Raw genomic sequence first — 16,812 nt, forward strand, 5'->3', positions numbered from 1 at the left:
TTAGCTTAGCGTGCTAACCATCCACCATCGACGGCCAACGTATATCCCTGAACATAGTCAGACGCGCTTGAGGCGAGAAACACGATCGGCCCCATCATGTCATCGGGGTTACCCCAACGGCCCGATGGAATACGTCCCAGGATCTCTTCATTACGCGATTCGTCGCTGCGCAGTTGCTCGGTGTTATTGGTTGCCATATAACCCGGTGCAATAGCGTTGACGTTGATGCCGTGTTTGGCCCACTCATTCGCCATCAGACGGGTTAAGCCCATCACTGCGCTTTTCGATGCGGTATAAGAAGGTACGCGAATACCGCCCTGGAATGACAACATCGAGGCGATGTTAATGATCTTGCCGCCGTTACCCTGCGCAATAAACTGTCGGGCAACGTGCTGTGACAGGAAAAACAGGCTTTTGCTGTTGATGTTCATCACATCATCCCAGTCTTGCTCACTGAAATTGAGCGCATCTTCGCGGCGAATAATACCGGCGTTGTTGACCAGGATATCGATGCGCCCGGCATGGGCAACGGCTTGCTCGACAATGTGCGGCACCACTGTCGGCTTGGTGAGATCGGCCTGAATGGACCAGAAGCGCCGCCCCAACGCTTCGACTTTGGCTTGGGTGTCAGCCGGACCTGCGCGGTTTACCCCAATGATATCGCAACCTGCTTGCGCCAGACCCAATGCCATACCTTGCCCTAAACCGGTATTACAGCCGGTCACCAACGCAACTTTGCCTTCGAGATTGAATGCGTTAAGGATCATTGTGCCTCCTGTTAGCGCAGCGCGCTGATGCTGACGTGGTCCATATCATCAAACACCTGATTTTCACCGACCATGCCCCAGATAAAGGTATAGCGCTGGGTGCCGACACCGGCGTGGATAGACCAACTGGGTGAGATAACAGCTTGCTCGTTATGCACCAGTAAATGGCGCGTCTCTTGTGGTTGTCCCATCATATGAAACACGGCGCTGTCATGTGGCATATCAAAATAGAAGTACACTTCCATGCGGCGTTCATGGGTATGGCAGGGCATGGTATTCCACAGGTTGCCATCATCAAGGCGGGTCAACCCCATGGTGAGCTGACAGGTGGGAAGGACGTCCGGCACGATGAATTTATTGATGGTGCGACGGTTCGAGGTGGCGGCATCGCCCAGCGTGGCTTTGACGGCGTCTTCCAGCGTAATTTTCTTGTCGGGATAGCGTGTATGCGCCGGTGCACTGTTGTAGTAAAACTTTGCAGGATGGCGGGCATCGCTGCTGCGGAAGATGACGCGCTTCGTCCCTTGTCCCACATACAGGGCTTCCTGATGGCCAATCTCCCAGGTTTTACCATCAACGTCGATTAAGCCTGGCCCGCCAATGTTGATCACCCCTAATTCTCGGCGCTCAAGAAAATAGCTGACGCCCAACTGCTTGCCGACTTCCTCACCGATAGTCACCGACTGCTGCACCGGCATCACGCCACCGATAATGATGCGGTCAATATGGCTATAGGTCAGCGTGTAGTTATCTGCCTCAAAGATCTTTTCGATCAAGAATTCGCGGCGCAGTCCCGCGGTATCGAGATTCTTTGCATGATCACTGTGGATGCTTTGACGAACGTCCATCTCAGGCCTCTCAATGTAAAAGGAAGTGTCCCGAATCGGGTCTTTGGGCATCTTAGGCAGGATGGGATGGTAATTCAATAAAAATGAAACGTTGTTTTAGTTATTTGTGTGGACGATCAAAACTACCGCACCATTTGGGTTTTAAGCGATGAGGAAATCAAAATAGACAGGACAGACCCGTCCGAAGAGCAAAGCGTCCGGGCCAAGGATGGCCCGGCCGATCTGCAGGGATGCGTGTTGTCTTTGCGATCGGACGGGTCTGTCCTGTCGATAGCATCAGAACCTACAGCGAACAAACAATTAGTTAAACAGATGCTCAGCCCGAAGCTCTGTCAAATCCACCAGCTTCACATTAGCCAGCGCCCAACGTGCATCGTCACGATGCGACTCCGCTGGCACCACGATAGAACGCATGCGTGCAGCTTTAGTGGCGATCATGCCATTAAACGAATCTTCCAGCGTCACGCAGTTCAACGGATCAACGCCCAACTTAGCGGCAGCGTCCAGATACACCTGAGGATGTGGCTTGCTATAAGGAAGGGCTTCCGCCGACGCAATCGCATCGAAATAGCGACGCAGATCGAACATCTCCAGCACACGCTCTAACATAAACAGAGGGGAGGCAGAGGCGAGGGCGATTTTTAACCCTTGCTGCTGGCAAAGTTGCAGTGCCTGCTCCACACCCGGCAACAGTGGTCGTGTCTCCTCAACCAAGGCCAGCGCACGCGCAATAATCCGCTGCGTCACCTCGGCTTGATCTGGCCCATTCCACGGCAGCGCTTCAAACCACATGCGCACGGTCTGATCAATACGCAGACCTAAGGTATCCGGCAGTTCGTGGCGGCGTGAGATATCCACACCCAGACTGGAAAAAATATCCAGCTCGGCCTGATCCCATAACGGCTCTGAATCGATCAGCAATCCGTCCATATCAAAAATAGCGGCCACGACAGGGCGACGATAAGACATACAACAGCTCCGTTTAAAAATTTGTCATACCTTAACATGGCAGGCCTGGAAAACCGACTCACGGCAGGTTACGCATTTTTCAGGAAAAAATGCATCAGTGCAGGTAGACTTAGGGCAAAACTACTGTATGTGAAGGAAACACCATGACTTATCAACAGGCTGGCCGCATCGCCATCCTTAAGCGAGTGGCCGGCTGGGTCATTTTCATTCCAGCGCTGCTATCGACCATCATCTCAATCCTCGGCTTCATGTTTAAACACAGTGAAAAGCAGCCTGGCATTGATGCCGTCATGCTCGATTTTGTCCACGTCATGGTGGATATGGTCAAGTTCAACACGCCGTTTTTAAACGTATTTTGGCAAAACTCTCCGGTGCCTGAATTTAACGGCGGTGCCAACATCGGCTTCTGGATCATCTACATTCTGATCTTTGTCGGGATTGCGTTGCAGGCGTCTGGTGCTCGGATGTGGCGTCAATCTCGCCATATTAAAGAAGGGATAGAGGATCAAATGATTCTGGAGCAAGCGAAAGGTTCGGAAGGGCGGACTCGCGCGCAGTTGGAAGAAAAAATCCATGTGCCGCGCCACACCATCCTGTTACAGATATTCCCGCTCTATATCCTGCCCATCGTCATTGCGATTGCCGGATACTTTGTACTCAAGCTATTAGGCATGCTTTAAGCGGTCAGGCCGGTTTGGCCTGACGCTGTCCTGCCACATCTTCTTCCAGCAACTGGTCAATGGCGAATTGCGCTTCATTTGCCCAGTTGCCAGCAAACACATTGGCACGGTTCAACAGATAATACAGTTGGTAAACCGGCTGACGCTGTGAAAAACCTTCCGCCAGCGGCCACACGGCGTGGTAACCCTCGTAAATCTGCCGAGGCAAATCGGCGTAATAGCTCAGCATTGCTAAATCACATTCGCGATCGCCCCAATAACAGGCCGGATCAAACAACCATGGACCGCTGCTGCTGCCTGCACAGTTGGCAGGCCACAAATCACCGTGCAACAAAGAGGGCTGAGGATGATGGTTAGCCAGGGCGCGCTGCACACAATCAACTATCAACTCTGTATTGCCGTACTGCACCCCTTTTTCAGCCGCGAGCTGTAATTGCCATCCAATACGCTGCTCAGCGAAGAACACGGACCAGCGGCGTAGCCAACTGTTGGGTTGCGGTGATGTGGTGATGTTATTGTCGTAGTCGAGGCCAAACTGCGGCTGCTCACTCCATTGGTGCAGATGCGCTAATTGCTGACCAAGTTGGAAGGCACTGTGCTCATTGAGAGGGTCGGGATGAATATACTCCAGCAGCAGAAAACTGCTGTCGCGATCGCTTCCTACACCATACACCTTGGGTACGCGAACGGTCTGGGTACGCGCGAGTAAATCAAGTTGATCGGCTTCCCAACTGAACAAGGTGAGCATATCGCGGGTATTACACTTAACGAACACCTCCAATTCACCATAGCGAATACGCCAGGCAGGATGGACATCTCCACCGGGTAACTCGTGACGCTCAGTGATTTCGGCACTGCCGACATGTTCGCTTAACAGACGACTAACGGCTGACCACATTGGGTAATCCTCTTTATTCGCTGCGTAAGTGTGATTGTAACGCGCAAAACTTCAGCAAAACCAGAGCTGCTGCCTAATTTTTGCACGCTTCAGGATTGCGCCTTCAAAAAAGCGTCCAGAGTGGTGACCACCACTTCCGGTTTACGATGCAAAGCCACTTCAGCTAACCCGATTGTTTGCTCGATGACATCCTGCTGTTCCAGTGCACTGATCAGGCCATAACTATTCGTACCCAATTCATGCGCGTGGCCGTTCTCATCGTGCAGCGTGGTGCTATAACCGCCATTTACCATGACACTGTTCAGGGATTGCAAATCACTCAAGCTCGCATCCTGATAATTTAGCGTGACAACGTAACGTTTAAGGTCATGGTCGCTCATCTTTCACCTCATTGTAATGGAACAAATTTCAGCGTAGACCAGCGCAACGGATAGAGCGAATTCTGCTCAATTCTGACGGGGAAGGGGCGTAAATCTGTGTCAGCAGGGTTCGGAAAATTCTTGTAGCAATTAAGCTGCTATTTCGCTAATTGCCTCTTATAATGCGCGCCGGAAATGGGAAAGGTCTCATTCCACGGGCGGTTTCCACACGAAACCTGGCTTTTCTGGCGCTTTCATATTTATTTACAAAACTTACCGTAAATTGCATTGATTGGCCGGGAAAACTCTTCAGACTCATCATTTTTTAAACTGTCGTACGGGTCACATTTAATGAAAGCCTTTAATAAGCTGTCCGCTGTTTTATTGCTCTCTGCTGGAGCATTTTGTCACCAGGCATTTGCAGATAACACCGTATTCACCTCCATGGATGATCCTTCAACGGCGAAAAAACCGTTTGAAGGCAGCGCGTCAGCCGGTTATTTGGCACAGACAGGGAATACCACCAGCTCAGCACTGAGCGCGTCAACCAACATGACGTGGTATCAGACCAATACTGCTTACAGTCTTTGGGGTAATGCCGCGAACAACTCCTCGAATGACGAGCGTTCGTCAGAGACTTACAACCTTGGTGGCCGTACTCGTTACAACCTCAACAGCGCGGACTACCTGTTTGGTCAGGCGAGTTGGTTGAGCGATCGTTTCAACGGATATGATTCTCGTGATGTCCTTACCGCCGGTTATGGTCGTCAGTTGCTAAATGGCCCAGTACATTCACTGCGTGCAGAATTCGGTCCGGGTGTTCGTTACGATGACTTCCATGATGGTGGACATGAAACCAAAGCCTTAGGTTATGGCGCAGTCAGCTATCAGTGGCAGTTGACCGACACCACCAAATTCATCCAGGGTGTTTCTGTGTTGAGCAGCTTCGGTGAAGATACCACGGTTAACTCCGAAACCGGTTTGCAGGTTGCCATTAATGAGCACTTTGCGCTTAAGCTGGCATACAACGTGACCTGGAACAACAATCCGCCGGAATCTGCCCCGGATCGTACCGACACCAAAACCACGATTCAGCTCTCCTACGCGATGTAAGCGAGACAGGATTGAACAACCGCTACCCGGCCTATGCCGCGTAGCGGTTTTTTTTTATCTCTCTTTGGCTTAGCGCATTTTTGATGGGTTTTGCTGGCGAATGAAAGCTGCTATTATCTCCGGCGCTTTACACTCCTGGCGTCATTCCGACAATGTGGGTCTGACATTACGCCGGGCTACTCAAACGAAACTGAATCTTGCATGTAGGCTTTCGTGTGGCTTACCACTGCAATAAGGATATGAAATGCCAGTAATTACTCTTCCTGATGGCAGCCAGCGCGTATTTGACCGTCCGGTCAGCGTGATGGATATCGCTCTGGATATCGGTCCGGGTTTGGCGAAAGCCTGTATTGCCGGCCGCGTAAATGGCGAATTGGTGGATGCGGTTGACCCGATCACCGAAGATGCTCAGGTGGCAATTATCACCGCCAAAGATGAAGCCGGTCTGGAAATTATTCGTCACTCTTGCGCGCACCTGTTAGGGCATGCGATCAAGCAGCTGTGGCCGAATACCAAAATGGCGATTGGTCCGGTGATCGATAACGGCTTCTATTATGATGTCGATCTCGAACACACCCTGACGCAGGAAGATCTTGAGCTGCTGGAAAAGCGCATGCACCAGTTGGCTGAGACAAATTACGATGTCGTGAAGAAAAAGGTGAGCTGGCAGGAAGCACGTGATGTGTTTGCTGAGCGTGGCGAAAGCTACAAAACCACCATTCTTGATGAAAACATCAGTCACGATGATCAACCTGGTTTGTATCATCATGAAGAATACATCGACATGTGCCGCGGTCCGCACGTGCCGAATATGCGTTTCTGCCATCACTTCAAACTGCAGAAAATCTCCGGTGCTTACTGGCGCGGCAACAGCGATAACAAAATGCTGCAGCGTATTTACGGTACAGCGTGGGGCGATAAGAAGCAGCTGGCTGCCTATCTGCAGCGTCTTGAAGAAGCGGCGAAGCGCGATCACCGTAAAATCGGTAAGCAGCTTGACCTGTATCATATGCAGGAAGAAGCACCAGGCATGGTGTTCTGGCACAACGACGGCTGGACTATCTTCCGTGAACTGGAAGTGTTTGTCCGTACCAAGCTGAAAGAGTACGACTACCAGGAAGTGAAAGGTCCGTTCATGATGGACCGCGTGCTGTGGGAAAAAACCGGCCACTGGGAAAACTACAAAGAGGCGATGTTCACCACGTCTTCTGAGAACCGTGAATATTGCATCAAGCCGATGAACTGCCCAGGACACGTGCAGATCTTTAATCAGGGTCTGAAATCTTACCGTGACCTGCCGCTGCGCATGGCAGAGTTTGGTAGCTGTCACCGTAACGAACCATCAGGTGCCTTACACGGCCTGATGCGTGTACGTGGCTTTACCCAGGATGATGCTCACGTCTTCTGTACCGAAGATCAGGTGCGTGATGAAGTGAACAGCTGTATCCGCATGGTGTACGACATGTACAGCACCTTCGGTTTTGAAAAAATCGTGGTGAAATTGTCTACCCGTCCGGAAAAACGCATTGGTACCGACGAAATGTGGGACCGTGCGGAAGTCGATTTAGCAGAAGCGCTGAAGGAAAACGAAATTCCGTTTGAATATCAGCCAGGAGAAGGTGCCTTCTACGGCCCGAAAATCGAGTTTACTCTGTACGATTGCCTCGACCGCGCATGGCAGTGTGGCACCGTTCAGCTAGACTTCTCCCTGCCAAAACGTCTGGACGCCACTTATGTGGGTGAAAACAACGATCGTCAGACACCGGTAATGATCCACCGTGCAATTCTGGGGTCCATGGAGCGCTTTATTGGCATCCTGACCGAAGAGTTCGCAGGATTCTTCCCGACCTGGCTGGCACCCGTGCAGGCTGTAGTGATGAATATCACCGACAGCCAGGCAGATTATGTCAGCGAATTGACAAAGAAATTGCAGAAAGCAGGCATTCGTGTCAAAGCAGACTTGAGAAACGAGAAGATAGGCTTTAAAATCCGCGAGCACACATTACGTCGCGTCCCTTATATGCTGGTTTGCGGTGAGAAAGAGGTGGAAGCAGGCAAAGTTGCTGTTCGCACCCGCCGTGGTAAAGACCTCGGGAGCATGGACGTAGATGTGTTTGTTGAGAAGCTGCAACAAGAGATTCGCAGCCGACATCTTCACCAATTAGAGGAATAAGGTTATTAAAGGCGGAAAACGAGTACAACCGACGCGTCCGAACCGTATCAACGGCGAAATCCGTGCTACCGAAGTGCGCTTAACTGGCGTAGACGGCGAGCAACTTGGCATCGTTTCATTGCGTGAAGCAATTGAGAAAGCCGAAGAAGCTGGCGTAGATTTAGTTGAAATCAGCCCGAACGCCGAACCGCCGGTTTGCCGTATTATGGATTACGGCAAGTTCCTTTATGAAAAGAGTAAGTCTTCTAAGGAACAGAAGAAGAAGCAGAAAGTTATCCAGGTTAAGGAAATTAAATTCCGTCCTGGTACCGATGATGGCGACTATCAGGTCAAACTACGCAACCTGATTCGCTTTCTGGAAGAGGGCGATAAAGCCAAAATCACGCTGCGTTTCCGCGGTCGTGAGATGGCGCACCAGCAGATCGGTATGGAAGTGCTTAACCGCGTCCGTAAAGACCTGTGTGATGATTTAGATCTGGCGATTGTCGAATCCTTCCCTTCGAAGATCGAAGGTCGTCAGATGATCATGGTGCTCGCACCGAAGAAGAAACAGTAGGCCTTCAAGTAATAAACCCGCGCAGCCTTGGCGCTGTGCGGAATTTTATTCGCCTGTCTGGTTCATTTTATTAACAATGCGAAGTGGATATTTGTAAAAATGCCAAAGATTAAAACTGTCCGTGGCGCGGCTAAGCGCTTCAAGAAGACCGCTTCTGGCGGCTTCAAGCGTAAGCACGCGAACCTGCGTCATATTCTGACTAAGAAGTCTACCAAGCGTAAACGTCACCTGCGTCCGAAAGGCATGGTGTCTAAAGGCGATCTGGGCCTGGTTGTTGCCTGCCTGCCATACGCATAAGTAAACCCTTTTTAATTCCCCGATAGATTTCGGGTTGCAGTAAGGCGGCAACGGAATGAATCCCTGAGCTTACATCAGTAAGTGACTGGGATGAATGATGGCAGCCAACGCCACTGCGGCACGAAAGATGATGGGGAAATCACAGAATATGATATAGGAGAGCTCACATGGCTCGCGTAAAACGTGGTGTAATTGCTCGCGCACGTCACAAGAAAATCTTAAAACAAGCTAAAGGCTACTACGGTGCACGTTCACGTGTTTACCGCGTTGCTTTCCAGGCTGTTATCAAAGCTGGTCAGTATGCTTACCGTGACCGTCGTCAACGTAAGCGTCAGTTCCGTCAACTGTGGATCGCGCGTATCAACGCAGCGGCTCGTCAGAACGGTATGTCTTACAGCCGTTTCATCAATGGCCTGAAAAAAGCCTCTATTGAAATCGACCGTAAGATTCTGGCAGACATCGCAGTATTCGACAAAGTGACCTTCACGGCACTGGTTGAAAAAGCGAAATCAGCTCTGGCGTAAGTCAGGTGAAAAAGGGAGCTTGCTCCCTTTTTTATTGTCTGCAACTCACGCAAATGATTGACATTTTAACCGTTGGGCTTTTCAATAGTGCGGTTTCTATCAAGACAAGGTAATGCAAGCATGCACGCTGCTATTTTCCGTTTCTTTTTTTACTTTAGCACCTGAAAATCAGGGGCTTTTGCGCATAAGAAAAGAAACGAAAAATCGCGCTGAAAGCCTCCCCCGTGGAGGCTTTTTTGTTTCTGGCGACACTTAATCGGATCGCAGGATCCCAACAAGAACTGACCAGCCCGGCTGGAAGAAGAGGAAATCATGTCCCAACTCGCAGACCTGGTGGCCCGTGCCACGGCCGCTATCGACGAGGCGTCGGATATCGCCGCCCTGGACGCCGTGCGCGTCGAATTTCTGGGTAAAAAAGGGCACCTGACGCTGCAGATGACCACCCTGCGCGAACTGCCAGCAGAAGACCGTCCAGCGGCAGGCGCGGTGATCAACGAAGCCAAGCAGCAGGTGCAGGACCGTCTTAACGAGCGTAAAAACACGCTGGAAAGCGCTGAGCTGAATGCGCGACTTGCTGCAGAAACCATTGATGTTTCACTGCCGGGTCGTCGTATTGAGAACGGCGGCCTGCATCCGGTCACCCGCACTATCGACCGTATTGAAAACTTCTTTGGCGAGTTGGGCTTTGCGGTGGTAACCGGCCCGGAAATCGAAGATGACTACCACAACTTCGACGCCTTAAATATTCCGGGACATCATCCAGCACGTGCCGACCATGACACCTTCTGGTTCGATGCCACTCGCCTGCTGCGTACGCAGACGTCGGGTGTGCAGATCCGCACCATGAAAAACCAACAACCGCCAATTCGCATCATTGCGCCAGGGCGCGTTTATCGTAACGACTACGATCAAACGCACACCCCAATGTTCCATCAGATGGAAGGTCTGATTGTTGATAAAGACATCAGCTTTACCAACCTGAAAGGCACGCTGCACGATTTCCTGAATAACTTCTTTGAAGAAGACCTGCAGATTCGCTTCCGTCCTTCTTACTTCCCGTTCACCGAACCCTCCGCTGAAGTGGATGTGATGGGTAAAAACGGCAAGTGGCTGGAAGTCCTGGGCTGCGGCATGGTGCATCCAAATGTTCTGCGCAATGTCGGCATTGACCCGGAAGTCTACTCTGGCTTCGCCTTCGGGATGGGCATGGAGCGTCTTACCATGCTGCGCTATGGCGTTAACGATCTGCGCGCCTTCTTCGAAAATGATCTACGTTTCCTCAAACAATTTAAATAAGGGCAGGTTATCCAATGAAATTCAGTGAACTCTGGTTACGCGAATGGGTAAATCCAGCCCTGGACAGCGCTGCGCTGTCTGAGCAAATCACCATGGCCGGCCTGGAAGTGGACGGTGTTGATCCGGTTGCCGGCGCGTTTCATGGCGTTGTTGTGGGTGAAGTGGTGGAGTGTGGCCAGCACCCGAACGCCGACAAATTGCGCGTCACCAAAATCAATGTAGGCGGCGATCGTCTGCTGGATATCGTCTGTGGCGCGCCAAACTGCCGTCAGGGCCTAAAAGTGGCAGTCGCCACCGTGGGCGCTGTGCTGCCAGGTGATTTTAAAATCAAAGCGGCAAAACTGCGCGGCGAGCCTTCAGAAGGCATGCTGTGCTCTTTCTCTGAGCTGGGTATTTCCGACGATCACAGCGGCATCATTGAGCTGCCAGCGGATGCGCCAATCGGCACTGACATCCGCAGCTACCTGCAGCTGAATGACAACACCATCGAAATCAGCGTGACGCCAAACCGTGCAGATTGCCTCGGTATTATCGGTATCGCGCGCGACGTGGCGGTGGTTAACGGCTTGCCGTTAACGGCGCCAACTATCGAGCCGGTTAAGGCGACCATTACGGATACCTTCCCCATTCGCGTAGATGCCACAGATGCTTGCCCACGTTATCTCGGCCGCGTAGTGAAAGGCATCAACGTGCAGGCGGCAACGCCACTGTGGATGCGTGAAAAACTGCGTCGCTGCGGCATTCGTTCAATCGACCCGGTTGTGGACATCACCAACTACGTTCTGCTGGAACTCGGTCAGCCTATGCACGCCTTCGACCTCGACCGCATTGATGGCGGCATCGTGGTGCGCATGGCGGAAGAGGGCGAAGTGCTGACGCTGTTGGATGGCACCGAAGCCAAACTCAGCAGCGACACGCTGGTGATTGCGGACCATCAGAAAGCGCTGGCGATGGGCGGTATTTTTGGTGGTGAGCACTCGGGTGTGAACGATCAGACCAAAAACGTGCTGTTCGAGTGCGCCTTCTTTGAACCGCTGGCGATCACCGGCCGTGCCCGTCGTCAGGGCCTGCATACCGATGCTTCACACCGTTACGAGCGTGGTGTTGATCCTGCACTGCAGTTCAAGGCGATTGAACGCGCGACTCAGCTGCTGCTGGACATCTGTGGCGGTGAAGCGGGTCCGGTTATCGATCAAACTGACGCCAGCAAATTGCCTGAGCGTGCCACCATCACGCTACGTCGTGAAAAGCTGGACCGCCTGATTGGTCACGTGATTGCCGATGAGCAGGTCACAGACATTCTGAAGCGTCTCGGTTGTGAAGTGACCGTGGGCAACGGCGAGTGGAAAGCCGTCGCACCAAGCTGGCGCTTTGATATGGCGATTGAGGAAGATCTGGTTGAAGAAGTCGCGCGTGTATACGGCTACAACAACATTCCTGATGTGCCGGTGAAAGCCAATCTGATCATGACACAGCATCGCGAAGCGGATTTATCCCTGAAACGTGCGCGCAGCTTGCTGGTGGATAAGGGCTATCAGGAAGCCATAACTTATAGCTTCGTTGATCCGAAAGTGCAGCAGCTGCTGCATCCAGGTGAAGAAGCGCTGATTCTGCCAAGCCCGATTTCCAGCGATATGTCCGCGATGCGTTTGTCACTGTGGACCGGTCTGCTAGGGGCTGTGGTGTACAACCAGAACCGTCAGCAGGGCCGTGTACGCCTGTTTGAGAGCGGTTTGCGCTTTGTTCCTGATACTCAGGCCGATCTCGGTATTCGCCAGGATCTTATGCTGGCGGGCGTACTGAGCGGTAATCGCTACGAAGAGCATTGGGATCTGGCGCGTCAGACGGTTGACTTCTATGATTTAAAAGGCGATTTAGAATCGCTGCTGGATTTGACCGGTAAACTTGATGAGATTTCTTTCCGTGCAGAGGCCAATCCGGCGCTGCATCCAGGACAGAGCGCTGCAATTTATTTACGTGGCGAACGAATCGGATTTATCGGGGTGGTTCATCCGGAGCTGGAACGTAAGCTGGATCTCAACGGCCGCACCTTAGTGTTTGAACTGCTTTGGAATAAGGTCGCAGACCGCGTCCTGCCTGACGCGCGCGAGATTTCACGCTTCCCAGCAAACCGTCGTGATATCGCTGTGGTAGTGGCTGAAAACGTGCCCGCAGCAGATATCATCGCGGAGTGTAAGAAAGTTGGCGTAAATCAGGTAGTTGGCGTAAACTTGTTTGACGTGTACCGTGGTAAGGGCGTAAACGAGGGCGAAAAGAGCCTTGCGATTAGCCTGATTTTGCAGGATACCAGCCGGACACTCGAAGAAGAGGAGATTGCCGCGACCGTTGCCAAATGCGTTGCGGCATTAAAAGAGCGATTCCAGGCAACCTTGAGGGATTGAACCTATGGCGCTTACAAAAGCTGAAATGTCAGAGTACCTGTTTGAAAAACTCGGGTTGAGCAAACGCGATGCCAAAGAGTTGGTTGAGCTCTTCTTTGAAGAAGTTCGCCGTGCGTTAGAAAACGGAGAACAGGTTAAACTGTCCGGATTTGGTAACTTTGATCTGCGTGACAAAAACCAACGTCCGGGCCGTAACCCGAAGACGGGAGAGGATATTCCAATCACTGCCCGCCGGGTGGTGACATTCCGTCCGGGGCAGAAGTTGAAAAGTCGCGTCGAGAACGCGACACCGAAGGACGCTGACTAATTTCAGTATGACAAAAAGGCCGCTTAGCGGCCTTTTTTATTGGCTGAAAAACAGGCGATCTACGCAATCTTTTCATATTGTCAGGATTTCGTAAGTATCCGGAAAATAGGATGAAAATCGGCACTCGCCGATAGTGACTGTCTCATTTCATTTGTTATAACAGCGCCATCACATTACAAGAGGTTTTCGCTGATGAAAAAGACAGCACTTTTACTAAGCATCCTGTTAGGAATGCCGCTGCTGGCCAGTGCCAATGTTTCTGTCAATATCAACACCCCAGGGGTATCGATTCATATCGGTGACCAGGATAAACGTGGCTACTACTGGGATGGCTATGACTGGCGTGCGCCTACCTGGTGGAAGCAACATCATAACCAACGTGTTGGTATGAAAGGCCCACACGGTTACTGGAACGGTAACGGCTGGCAGTCACAGCACCCGGGCAATGCGCCGCGTCATGACAACAAACCACAGCCCCGCCAGCAGCACAATGACCAGCGTGATAATCACAATCAGCATGATGATCACGGTCAACCGCTTCCTCCGCGTCACTAAGTCTCCTCAGCGGCACATTCAGGTGCCGCTTTCTTTTTGCCACAATCCCACTACAATCAAATCTCTGTTTTCTCTGCCAATCTTATCTATGACTCTGCTGGACCAGCTTGCCCGACAGGCCGACCGCCGTAGCCAGCGCTGGCTGATGCTACTCAGTGCCGCTGTGCTGCTTCTGTTCATCATTAGCTTGTGTGCCGGTGATAGCTGGATCCCTCCCACACAATGGTTTAGCGCCAATGGCGACCTCTTTGTCTGGCAGCTGCGTTTGCCGCGCACCCTGGCGGTATTGTTAGTGGGTGCTGCGCTGGCGGTGAGTGGGGTGGTGATGCAGGCGCTGTTTAATAATCCGCTGGCAGAGCCCGGCCTGCTGGGCGTGTCCAATGGGGCGGGAATCGGTTTAGTGCTGGGGGTGATGCTGGGTAATGGCTCGCTGTGGAGTCTGGCGTTGGCCGCCATGGCGGGTGCGTTATTCATCACCCTTATTCTGCTGCATTTTGCTCACCGTCAGCTATCGGCTACTCGACTGCTGCTGACGGGCGTGGCGCTGGGCATTATCTGTAGCGCCATCATGACGTGGGCGGTGTACTTTAGCACCAGCCTCGATCTTCGCCAGCTGATGTACTGGATGATGGGCGGTTTCAGCGGTATCGACTGGCGCTATGGCTGGATGATGCTGGCACTGTTGCCGGTGACACTATTGCTCATCGCTACCGCGCGCCCCCTCAATTTACTGGCGCTGGGAGAGACCTCAGCACGTCAGCTGGGTTTACCGCTGCTGCTGTGGCGAAATCTGTTAGTGCTGGCAATGGGATGGCTGGTGGGTGCCAGTGTGGCGATGGCCGGCGCGATCGGTTTTGTCGGTTTGGTGATCCCACATCTGCTTCGGCTGAGCGGCTTGAGCGATCATCGTTATCTTTTACCGGCATCCGCTCTGGCGGGTGCAGCGGTGCTGCTGGGGGCGGATATTATCGCTCGCCTGGTGCTGACCTCCGCGGAATTACCGATTGGTGTGGTGACCGCCACGCTGGGAGCACCGCTATTTATTGTGCTATTAGTGAAGTCTTCGCGCTAGCTGCGGCTGGCATCTTGGGTTCAACAACAGGAATCGACAATGAGTATCTATCAAACTGATCTGGTTACACTGGATGGCGAAAAAACTACGCTGGCGCAGTATCAGGATAAAGTCTTGCTGGTGGTTAACGTGGCGTCCAAATGTGGTCTGACGGCGCAGTATGAGCAGCTTGAGTCATTACAAAAAGCCTGGCAGGACAAAGATTTCAGCGTGCTCGGTTTTCCGTGCAACCAGTTCCTTGAGCAGGAACCTGGCAGTAACGAAGAGATCAAAACGTTCTGCAGCACCACTTATGGTGTGACCTTCCCGATGTTCGATAAAACCGACGTCAACGGTGCGAATCGCCATCCCCTGTATGCGCAATTGACTGCGGCCCAGCCAGAGGCTGAACGTCCGGAAGGCAGTGGTTTCCTGGAACGTATGGTGAGCAAAGGCCGTGCGCCGAAAGCGGAAGGCGATATTCTGTGGAACTTCGAGAAATTCCTGATCAACAAGCAGGGTAAAGTAATTGCGCGTTTCTCACCGGATATGACGCCAGACGATCCGATTATCCTGAAACGCGTTGAGCAGGCATTGGCCGAGTAAATGCTGTTGCAGTGCGAGGGAGTGAGCGTCGCAGGGCGACTGACTCCCGTCGACCTTACCCTTAATGCCGGCTCTCTGGCTCACCTGGTTGGGCCGAATGGCGCGGGCAAAAGCACGCTGTTAAGTGTGCTCTCAGGGTTGCTGCCGGCCAAGGGACGGATTCGGATCGCCGGTCAGCAGCTTGATACCCTGAGTGGGGCTGCACTGGCACAATTGCGCGCGTGGTTGCCTCAGCAGCAGTTGGCATTAGGGTCGATGCCAGTTTGGCACTTTCTGCGGCTACATTGCTCATCGGCGTCTCCCCAGGCAGATGCCACGCTGGCGGATGTTCTCACTCAGCTCAGCTTGCAAGACAAGCTAACCCGTAACCTGACACAGCTTTCGGGTGGTGAATGGCAGCGTGTACGGCTGGCCGCGGTGGTATTACAGATTCATCCGTTGCTCAATCCACGCGGGAAGTTGCTGATTCTGGATGAGCCAATGACCGCGCTGGACGTTGCGCAACAGCGTGCGGTGGACAAGTTACTGAGCAGCCTTTGCCACGCAGGCATCATCATCATTGCCAGTGGTCACGATCTCAATCATAGCCTGCGCCATGCGGATATTGTGTGGTTAATGCATCAGGGGCGTGTGGTGAGCCAGGGTGGCGCACGGGAAGTGCTGACTGCCGAAAAACTGGCACCGCTGTATCAGACACACTTCGAACAAATCGACACCGCGCAAGGTCCGCTGCTGTTTATCCCTTGAATGTCGTTGCCTGAACGGCAGATTTACCGCTAAAGTGTCTGCCGGGCGACGGATTTAAGGATTATTCTGATGCGACTTACGGTTTTTATTCTGGTTCTGCTGTTGGCAGGTTGCAGCAGCCATCGTGCACCGCCGCCTAATGGTCGCCTGTCTGATTCGATTACCGTCATTGCCCAACTCAACGAGCAACTCACACACTGGCGAGGAACGCCTTATCGATACGGCGGGTTGAGCCGCGGCGGGGTAGATTGCTCGGGCTTTGTTTATCTGACTTTCCGTGACCAATTTGCCATGCAGTTGCCGCGATCCACGATTGATCAAACCGATATTGGCACGCGAATCGACAAAAGCGACCTGCTACCCGGCGACCTGGTATTCTTCAAGACCGGCAGCGGTGAAAATGGCCTGCACGTCGGTATTTATGATACTGATAACACCTTTATTCATGCCTCTACCAGTCAGGGTGTAATCCGTTCCTCACTGGACAATGTTTATTGGCGTAAAGTATTTTGGCAAGCGCGTCGCATCTGATTGAGTACCATACTAGGTAATAATGCCATAAAAGGTGCGTGGTTTTATGCACTATTAATTGTGATGGCAAATCCTGACTTAACTCTCATTTAAAATGGAACTTTAAATAGCCTTTCTTTAATACTAAAAAGAG

General features: G+C 52.2%; 20 protein-coding genes and 1 other annotated feature. Of the genes, 15 read left to right on the plus strand and 5 right to left on the minus strand.

Going from position 1 to position 16,812, the window contains the following annotated elements; all coding sequences use genetic code 11:
* Window positions 1–5: 5 nt before the first annotated feature.
* The 3 genes from kduD to hxpB all read right to left on the minus strand — a co-directional run bounded on the left by kduD (window position 6) and on the right by hxpB (window position 2,584).
* Window positions 6–767 (minus strand): 2-dehydro-3-deoxy-D-gluconate 5-dehydrogenase KduD, encoded by a 762-nt coding sequence (gene kduD / locus QMZ30_RS12925; RefSeq protein ID WP_283227686.1) that lies wholly within the window; start codon window positions 765–767, stop codon window positions 6–8.
* 11 nt (window positions 768–778) lie between these two features.
* The gene (kduI, locus tag QMZ30_RS12930; RefSeq protein ID WP_283227687.1) at window positions 779–1,615 is read right to left on the minus strand and encodes a 5-dehydro-4-deoxy-D-glucuronate isomerase; all 837 of its coding nucleotides are present in this window, start codon (window positions 1,613–1,615) and stop codon (window positions 779–781) included.
* Between the two features lie 300 nt (window positions 1,616–1,915).
* Window positions 1,916–2,584, minus strand: coding sequence for a hexitol phosphatase HxpB (gene hxpB / locus QMZ30_RS12935; RefSeq protein WP_283227688.1), 669 nt, complete (start codon window positions 2,582–2,584; stop codon window positions 1,916–1,918).
* Between the two features lie 143 nt (window positions 2,585–2,727).
* On the opposite strand from hxpB, the gene QMZ30_RS12940 reads away from it, so the two are divergent.
* Window positions 2,728–3,264 carry a YniB family protein gene (locus QMZ30_RS12940; RefSeq protein WP_039335910.1) on the plus strand — a complete coding sequence of 179 codons (537 nt, stop codon included), beginning with the start codon at window positions 2,728–2,730 and terminating at the stop codon, window positions 3,262–3,264.
* 4 nt (window positions 3,265–3,268) lie between these two features.
* Here the strand turns inward: QMZ30_RS12940 and QMZ30_RS12945 are convergent, their stop codons facing one another.
* Window positions 3,269–4,162, minus strand: a complete 894-nt coding sequence (locus tag QMZ30_RS12945; protein WP_283227689.1) for a fructosamine kinase family protein — start codon at window positions 4,160–4,162, stop codon at window positions 3,269–3,271.
* A gap of 89 nt (window positions 4,163–4,251) precedes the next feature.
* Window positions 4,252–4,542 (minus strand): type V toxin-antitoxin system endoribonuclease antitoxin GhoS, encoded by a 291-nt coding sequence (gene ghoS / locus QMZ30_RS12950; RefSeq protein ID WP_283227690.1) that lies wholly within the window; start codon window positions 4,540–4,542, stop codon window positions 4,252–4,254.
* A gap of 330 nt (window positions 4,543–4,872) precedes the next feature.
* On the opposite strand from ghoS, the gene QMZ30_RS12955 reads away from it, so the two are divergent.
* From QMZ30_RS12955 to QMZ30_RS13020, 14 genes are all read left to right on the plus strand, one after another.
* Window positions 4,873–5,634 carry a DUF481 domain-containing protein gene (locus QMZ30_RS12955; RefSeq protein WP_283227691.1) on the plus strand — a complete coding sequence of 254 codons (762 nt, stop codon included), beginning with the start codon at window positions 4,873–4,875 and terminating at the stop codon, window positions 5,632–5,634.
* Between the two features lie 244 nt (window positions 5,635–5,878).
* Complete coding sequence (gene thrS / locus QMZ30_RS12960; protein WP_039335731.1) at window positions 5,879–7,807, plus strand: threonine--tRNA ligase; 1,929 nt, start codon at window positions 5,879–5,881, stop codon at window positions 7,805–7,807.
* A 4-nt stretch (window positions 7,808–7,811) separates the two neighbouring features.
* Window positions 7,812–8,363, plus strand: coding sequence for a translation initiation factor IF-3 (gene infC / locus QMZ30_RS12965; RefSeq protein WP_039335733.1), 552 nt, complete (start codon window positions 7,812–7,814; stop codon window positions 8,361–8,363).
* A 99-nt stretch (window positions 8,364–8,462) separates the two neighbouring features.
* On the plus strand, window positions 8,463–8,660 hold the full coding sequence (rpmI, locus tag QMZ30_RS12970) for a 50S ribosomal protein L35 (protein ID WP_006118955.1): 198 nt from the start codon (window positions 8,463–8,465) through the stop codon (window positions 8,658–8,660).
* Between the two features lie 167 nt (window positions 8,661–8,827).
* Window positions 8,828–9,184: a 50S ribosomal protein L20 gene (gene rplT, locus QMZ30_RS12975; protein ID WP_283227692.1), complete on the plus strand. Its 357-nt coding sequence runs from the start codon at window positions 8,828–8,830 to the stop codon at window positions 9,182–9,184.
* A gap of 115 nt (window positions 9,185–9,299) precedes the next feature.
* Window positions 9,300–9,425 (plus strand) — a sequence feature (Phe leader region).
* Window positions 9,305–9,349 carry a pheST operon leader peptide PheM gene (gene pheM, locus QMZ30_RS12980; protein WP_123912837.1) on the plus strand — a complete coding sequence of 15 codons (45 nt, stop codon included), beginning with the start codon at window positions 9,305–9,307 and terminating at the stop codon, window positions 9,347–9,349. (Overlaps the previous feature by 45 nt.)
* A gap of 71 nt (window positions 9,426–9,496) precedes the next feature.
* On the plus strand, window positions 9,497–10,480 hold the full coding sequence (gene pheS / locus QMZ30_RS12985; RefSeq protein WP_039335741.1) for a phenylalanine--tRNA ligase subunit alpha: 984 nt from the start codon (window positions 9,497–9,499) through the stop codon (window positions 10,478–10,480).
* Between the two features lie 14 nt (window positions 10,481–10,494).
* Window positions 10,495–12,882, plus strand: coding sequence for a phenylalanine--tRNA ligase subunit beta (gene pheT, locus QMZ30_RS12990; protein WP_283227693.1), 2,388 nt, complete (start codon window positions 10,495–10,497; stop codon window positions 12,880–12,882).
* Window positions 12,883–12,886: 4 nt separating this feature from the next.
* Window positions 12,887–13,189 (plus strand): integration host factor subunit alpha, encoded by a 303-nt coding sequence (ihfA, locus tag QMZ30_RS12995; protein WP_007892687.1) that lies wholly within the window; start codon window positions 12,887–12,889, stop codon window positions 13,187–13,189.
* Between the two features lie 192 nt (window positions 13,190–13,381).
* Window positions 13,382–13,744 (plus strand): DUF2502 domain-containing protein, encoded by a 363-nt coding sequence (locus QMZ30_RS13000; RefSeq protein WP_283227694.1) that lies wholly within the window; start codon window positions 13,382–13,384, stop codon window positions 13,742–13,744.
* Window positions 13,745–13,832: 88 nt separating this feature from the next.
* On the plus strand, window positions 13,833–14,816 hold the full coding sequence (btuC, locus tag QMZ30_RS13005) for a vitamin B12 ABC transporter permease BtuC (protein WP_502921479.1): 984 nt from the start codon (window positions 13,833–13,835) through the stop codon (window positions 14,814–14,816).
* A 39-nt stretch (window positions 14,817–14,855) separates the two neighbouring features.
* Window positions 14,856–15,401 carry a glutathione peroxidase gene (locus QMZ30_RS13010; RefSeq protein WP_283227695.1) on the plus strand — a complete coding sequence of 182 codons (546 nt, stop codon included), beginning with the start codon at window positions 14,856–14,858 and terminating at the stop codon, window positions 15,399–15,401.
* The gene (gene btuD / locus QMZ30_RS13015; protein WP_283227696.1) at window positions 15,402–16,148 is read left to right on the plus strand and encodes a vitamin B12 ABC transporter ATP-binding protein BtuD; all 747 of its coding nucleotides are present in this window, start codon (window positions 15,402–15,404) and stop codon (window positions 16,146–16,148) included.
* 69 nt (window positions 16,149–16,217) lie between these two features.
* A complete protein-coding gene (locus tag QMZ30_RS13020) occupies window positions 16,218–16,679 on the plus strand; it encodes an NlpC/P60 family protein (RefSeq protein WP_039335754.1) in 462 nt (153 codons plus the stop codon).
* Window positions 16,680–16,812 lie beyond the last annotated feature (133 nt).

This window comes from Pantoea sp. EA-12 (assembly GCF_030053355.1).
In the GTDB taxonomy this organism is placed as follows: domain Bacteria; phylum Pseudomonadota; class Gammaproteobacteria; order Enterobacterales; family Enterobacteriaceae; genus Pantoea; species Pantoea vagans_C.

What these genes read in the sequence shown, in the direction of transcription:
- kduI (WP_283227687.1), bottom strand. Translation starts at nt 1,615, where the DNA reads ATGGACGTTCGTCAAAGCATCCACAGTGATCATGCAAAGAATCTCGAT.
- ihfA (WP_007892687.1), top strand. Translation starts at nt 12,887, where the DNA reads ATGGCGCTTACAAAAGCTGAAATGTCAGAGTACCTGTTTGAAAAACTC.
- rpmI (WP_006118955.1), top strand. Translation starts at nt 8,463, where the DNA reads ATGCCAAAGATTAAAACTGTCCGTGGCGCGGCTAAGCGCTTCAAGAAG.
- QMZ30_RS12940 (WP_039335910.1), top strand. Translation starts at nt 2,728, where the DNA reads ATGACTTATCAACAGGCTGGCCGCATCGCCATCCTTAAGCGAGTGGCC.
- pheS (WP_039335741.1), top strand. Translation starts at nt 9,497, where the DNA reads ATGTCCCAACTCGCAGACCTGGTGGCCCGTGCCACGGCCGCTATCGAC.
- QMZ30_RS13000 (WP_283227694.1), top strand. Translation starts at nt 13,382, where the DNA reads ATGAAAAAGACAGCACTTTTACTAAGCATCCTGTTAGGAATGCCGCTG.
- kduD (WP_283227686.1), bottom strand. Translation starts at nt 767, where the DNA reads ATGATCCTTAACGCATTCAATCTCGAAGGCAAAGTTGCGTTGGTGACC.
- thrS (WP_039335731.1), top strand. Translation starts at nt 5,879, where the DNA reads ATGCCAGTAATTACTCTTCCTGATGGCAGCCAGCGCGTATTTGACCGT.
- ghoS (WP_283227690.1), bottom strand. Translation starts at nt 4,542, where the DNA reads ATGAGCGACCATGACCTTAAACGTTACGTTGTCACGCTAAATTATCAG.
- QMZ30_RS12945 (WP_283227689.1), bottom strand. Translation starts at nt 4,162, where the DNA reads ATGTGGTCAGCCGTTAGTCGTCTGTTAAGCGAACATGTCGGCAGTGCC.
- btuC (WP_502921479.1), top strand. Translation starts at nt 13,833, where the DNA reads ATGACTCTGCTGGACCAGCTTGCCCGACAGGCCGACCGCCGTAGCCAG.
- QMZ30_RS12955 (WP_283227691.1), top strand. Translation starts at nt 4,873, where the DNA reads ATGAAAGCCTTTAATAAGCTGTCCGCTGTTTTATTGCTCTCTGCTGGA.
- hxpB (WP_283227688.1), bottom strand. Translation starts at nt 2,584, where the DNA reads ATGTCTTATCGTCGCCCTGTCGTGGCCGCTATTTTTGATATGGACGGA.
- pheT (WP_283227693.1), top strand. Translation starts at nt 10,495, where the DNA reads ATGAAATTCAGTGAACTCTGGTTACGCGAATGGGTAAATCCAGCCCTG.
- btuD (WP_283227696.1), top strand. Translation starts at nt 15,402, where the DNA reads ATGCTGTTGCAGTGCGAGGGAGTGAGCGTCGCAGGGCGACTGACTCCC.
- rplT (WP_283227692.1), top strand. Translation starts at nt 8,828, where the DNA reads ATGGCTCGCGTAAAACGTGGTGTAATTGCTCGCGCACGTCACAAGAAA.
- QMZ30_RS13010 (WP_283227695.1), top strand. Translation starts at nt 14,856, where the DNA reads ATGAGTATCTATCAAACTGATCTGGTTACACTGGATGGCGAAAAAACT.
- QMZ30_RS13020 (WP_039335754.1), top strand. Translation starts at nt 16,218, where the DNA reads ATGCGACTTACGGTTTTTATTCTGGTTCTGCTGTTGGCAGGTTGCAGC.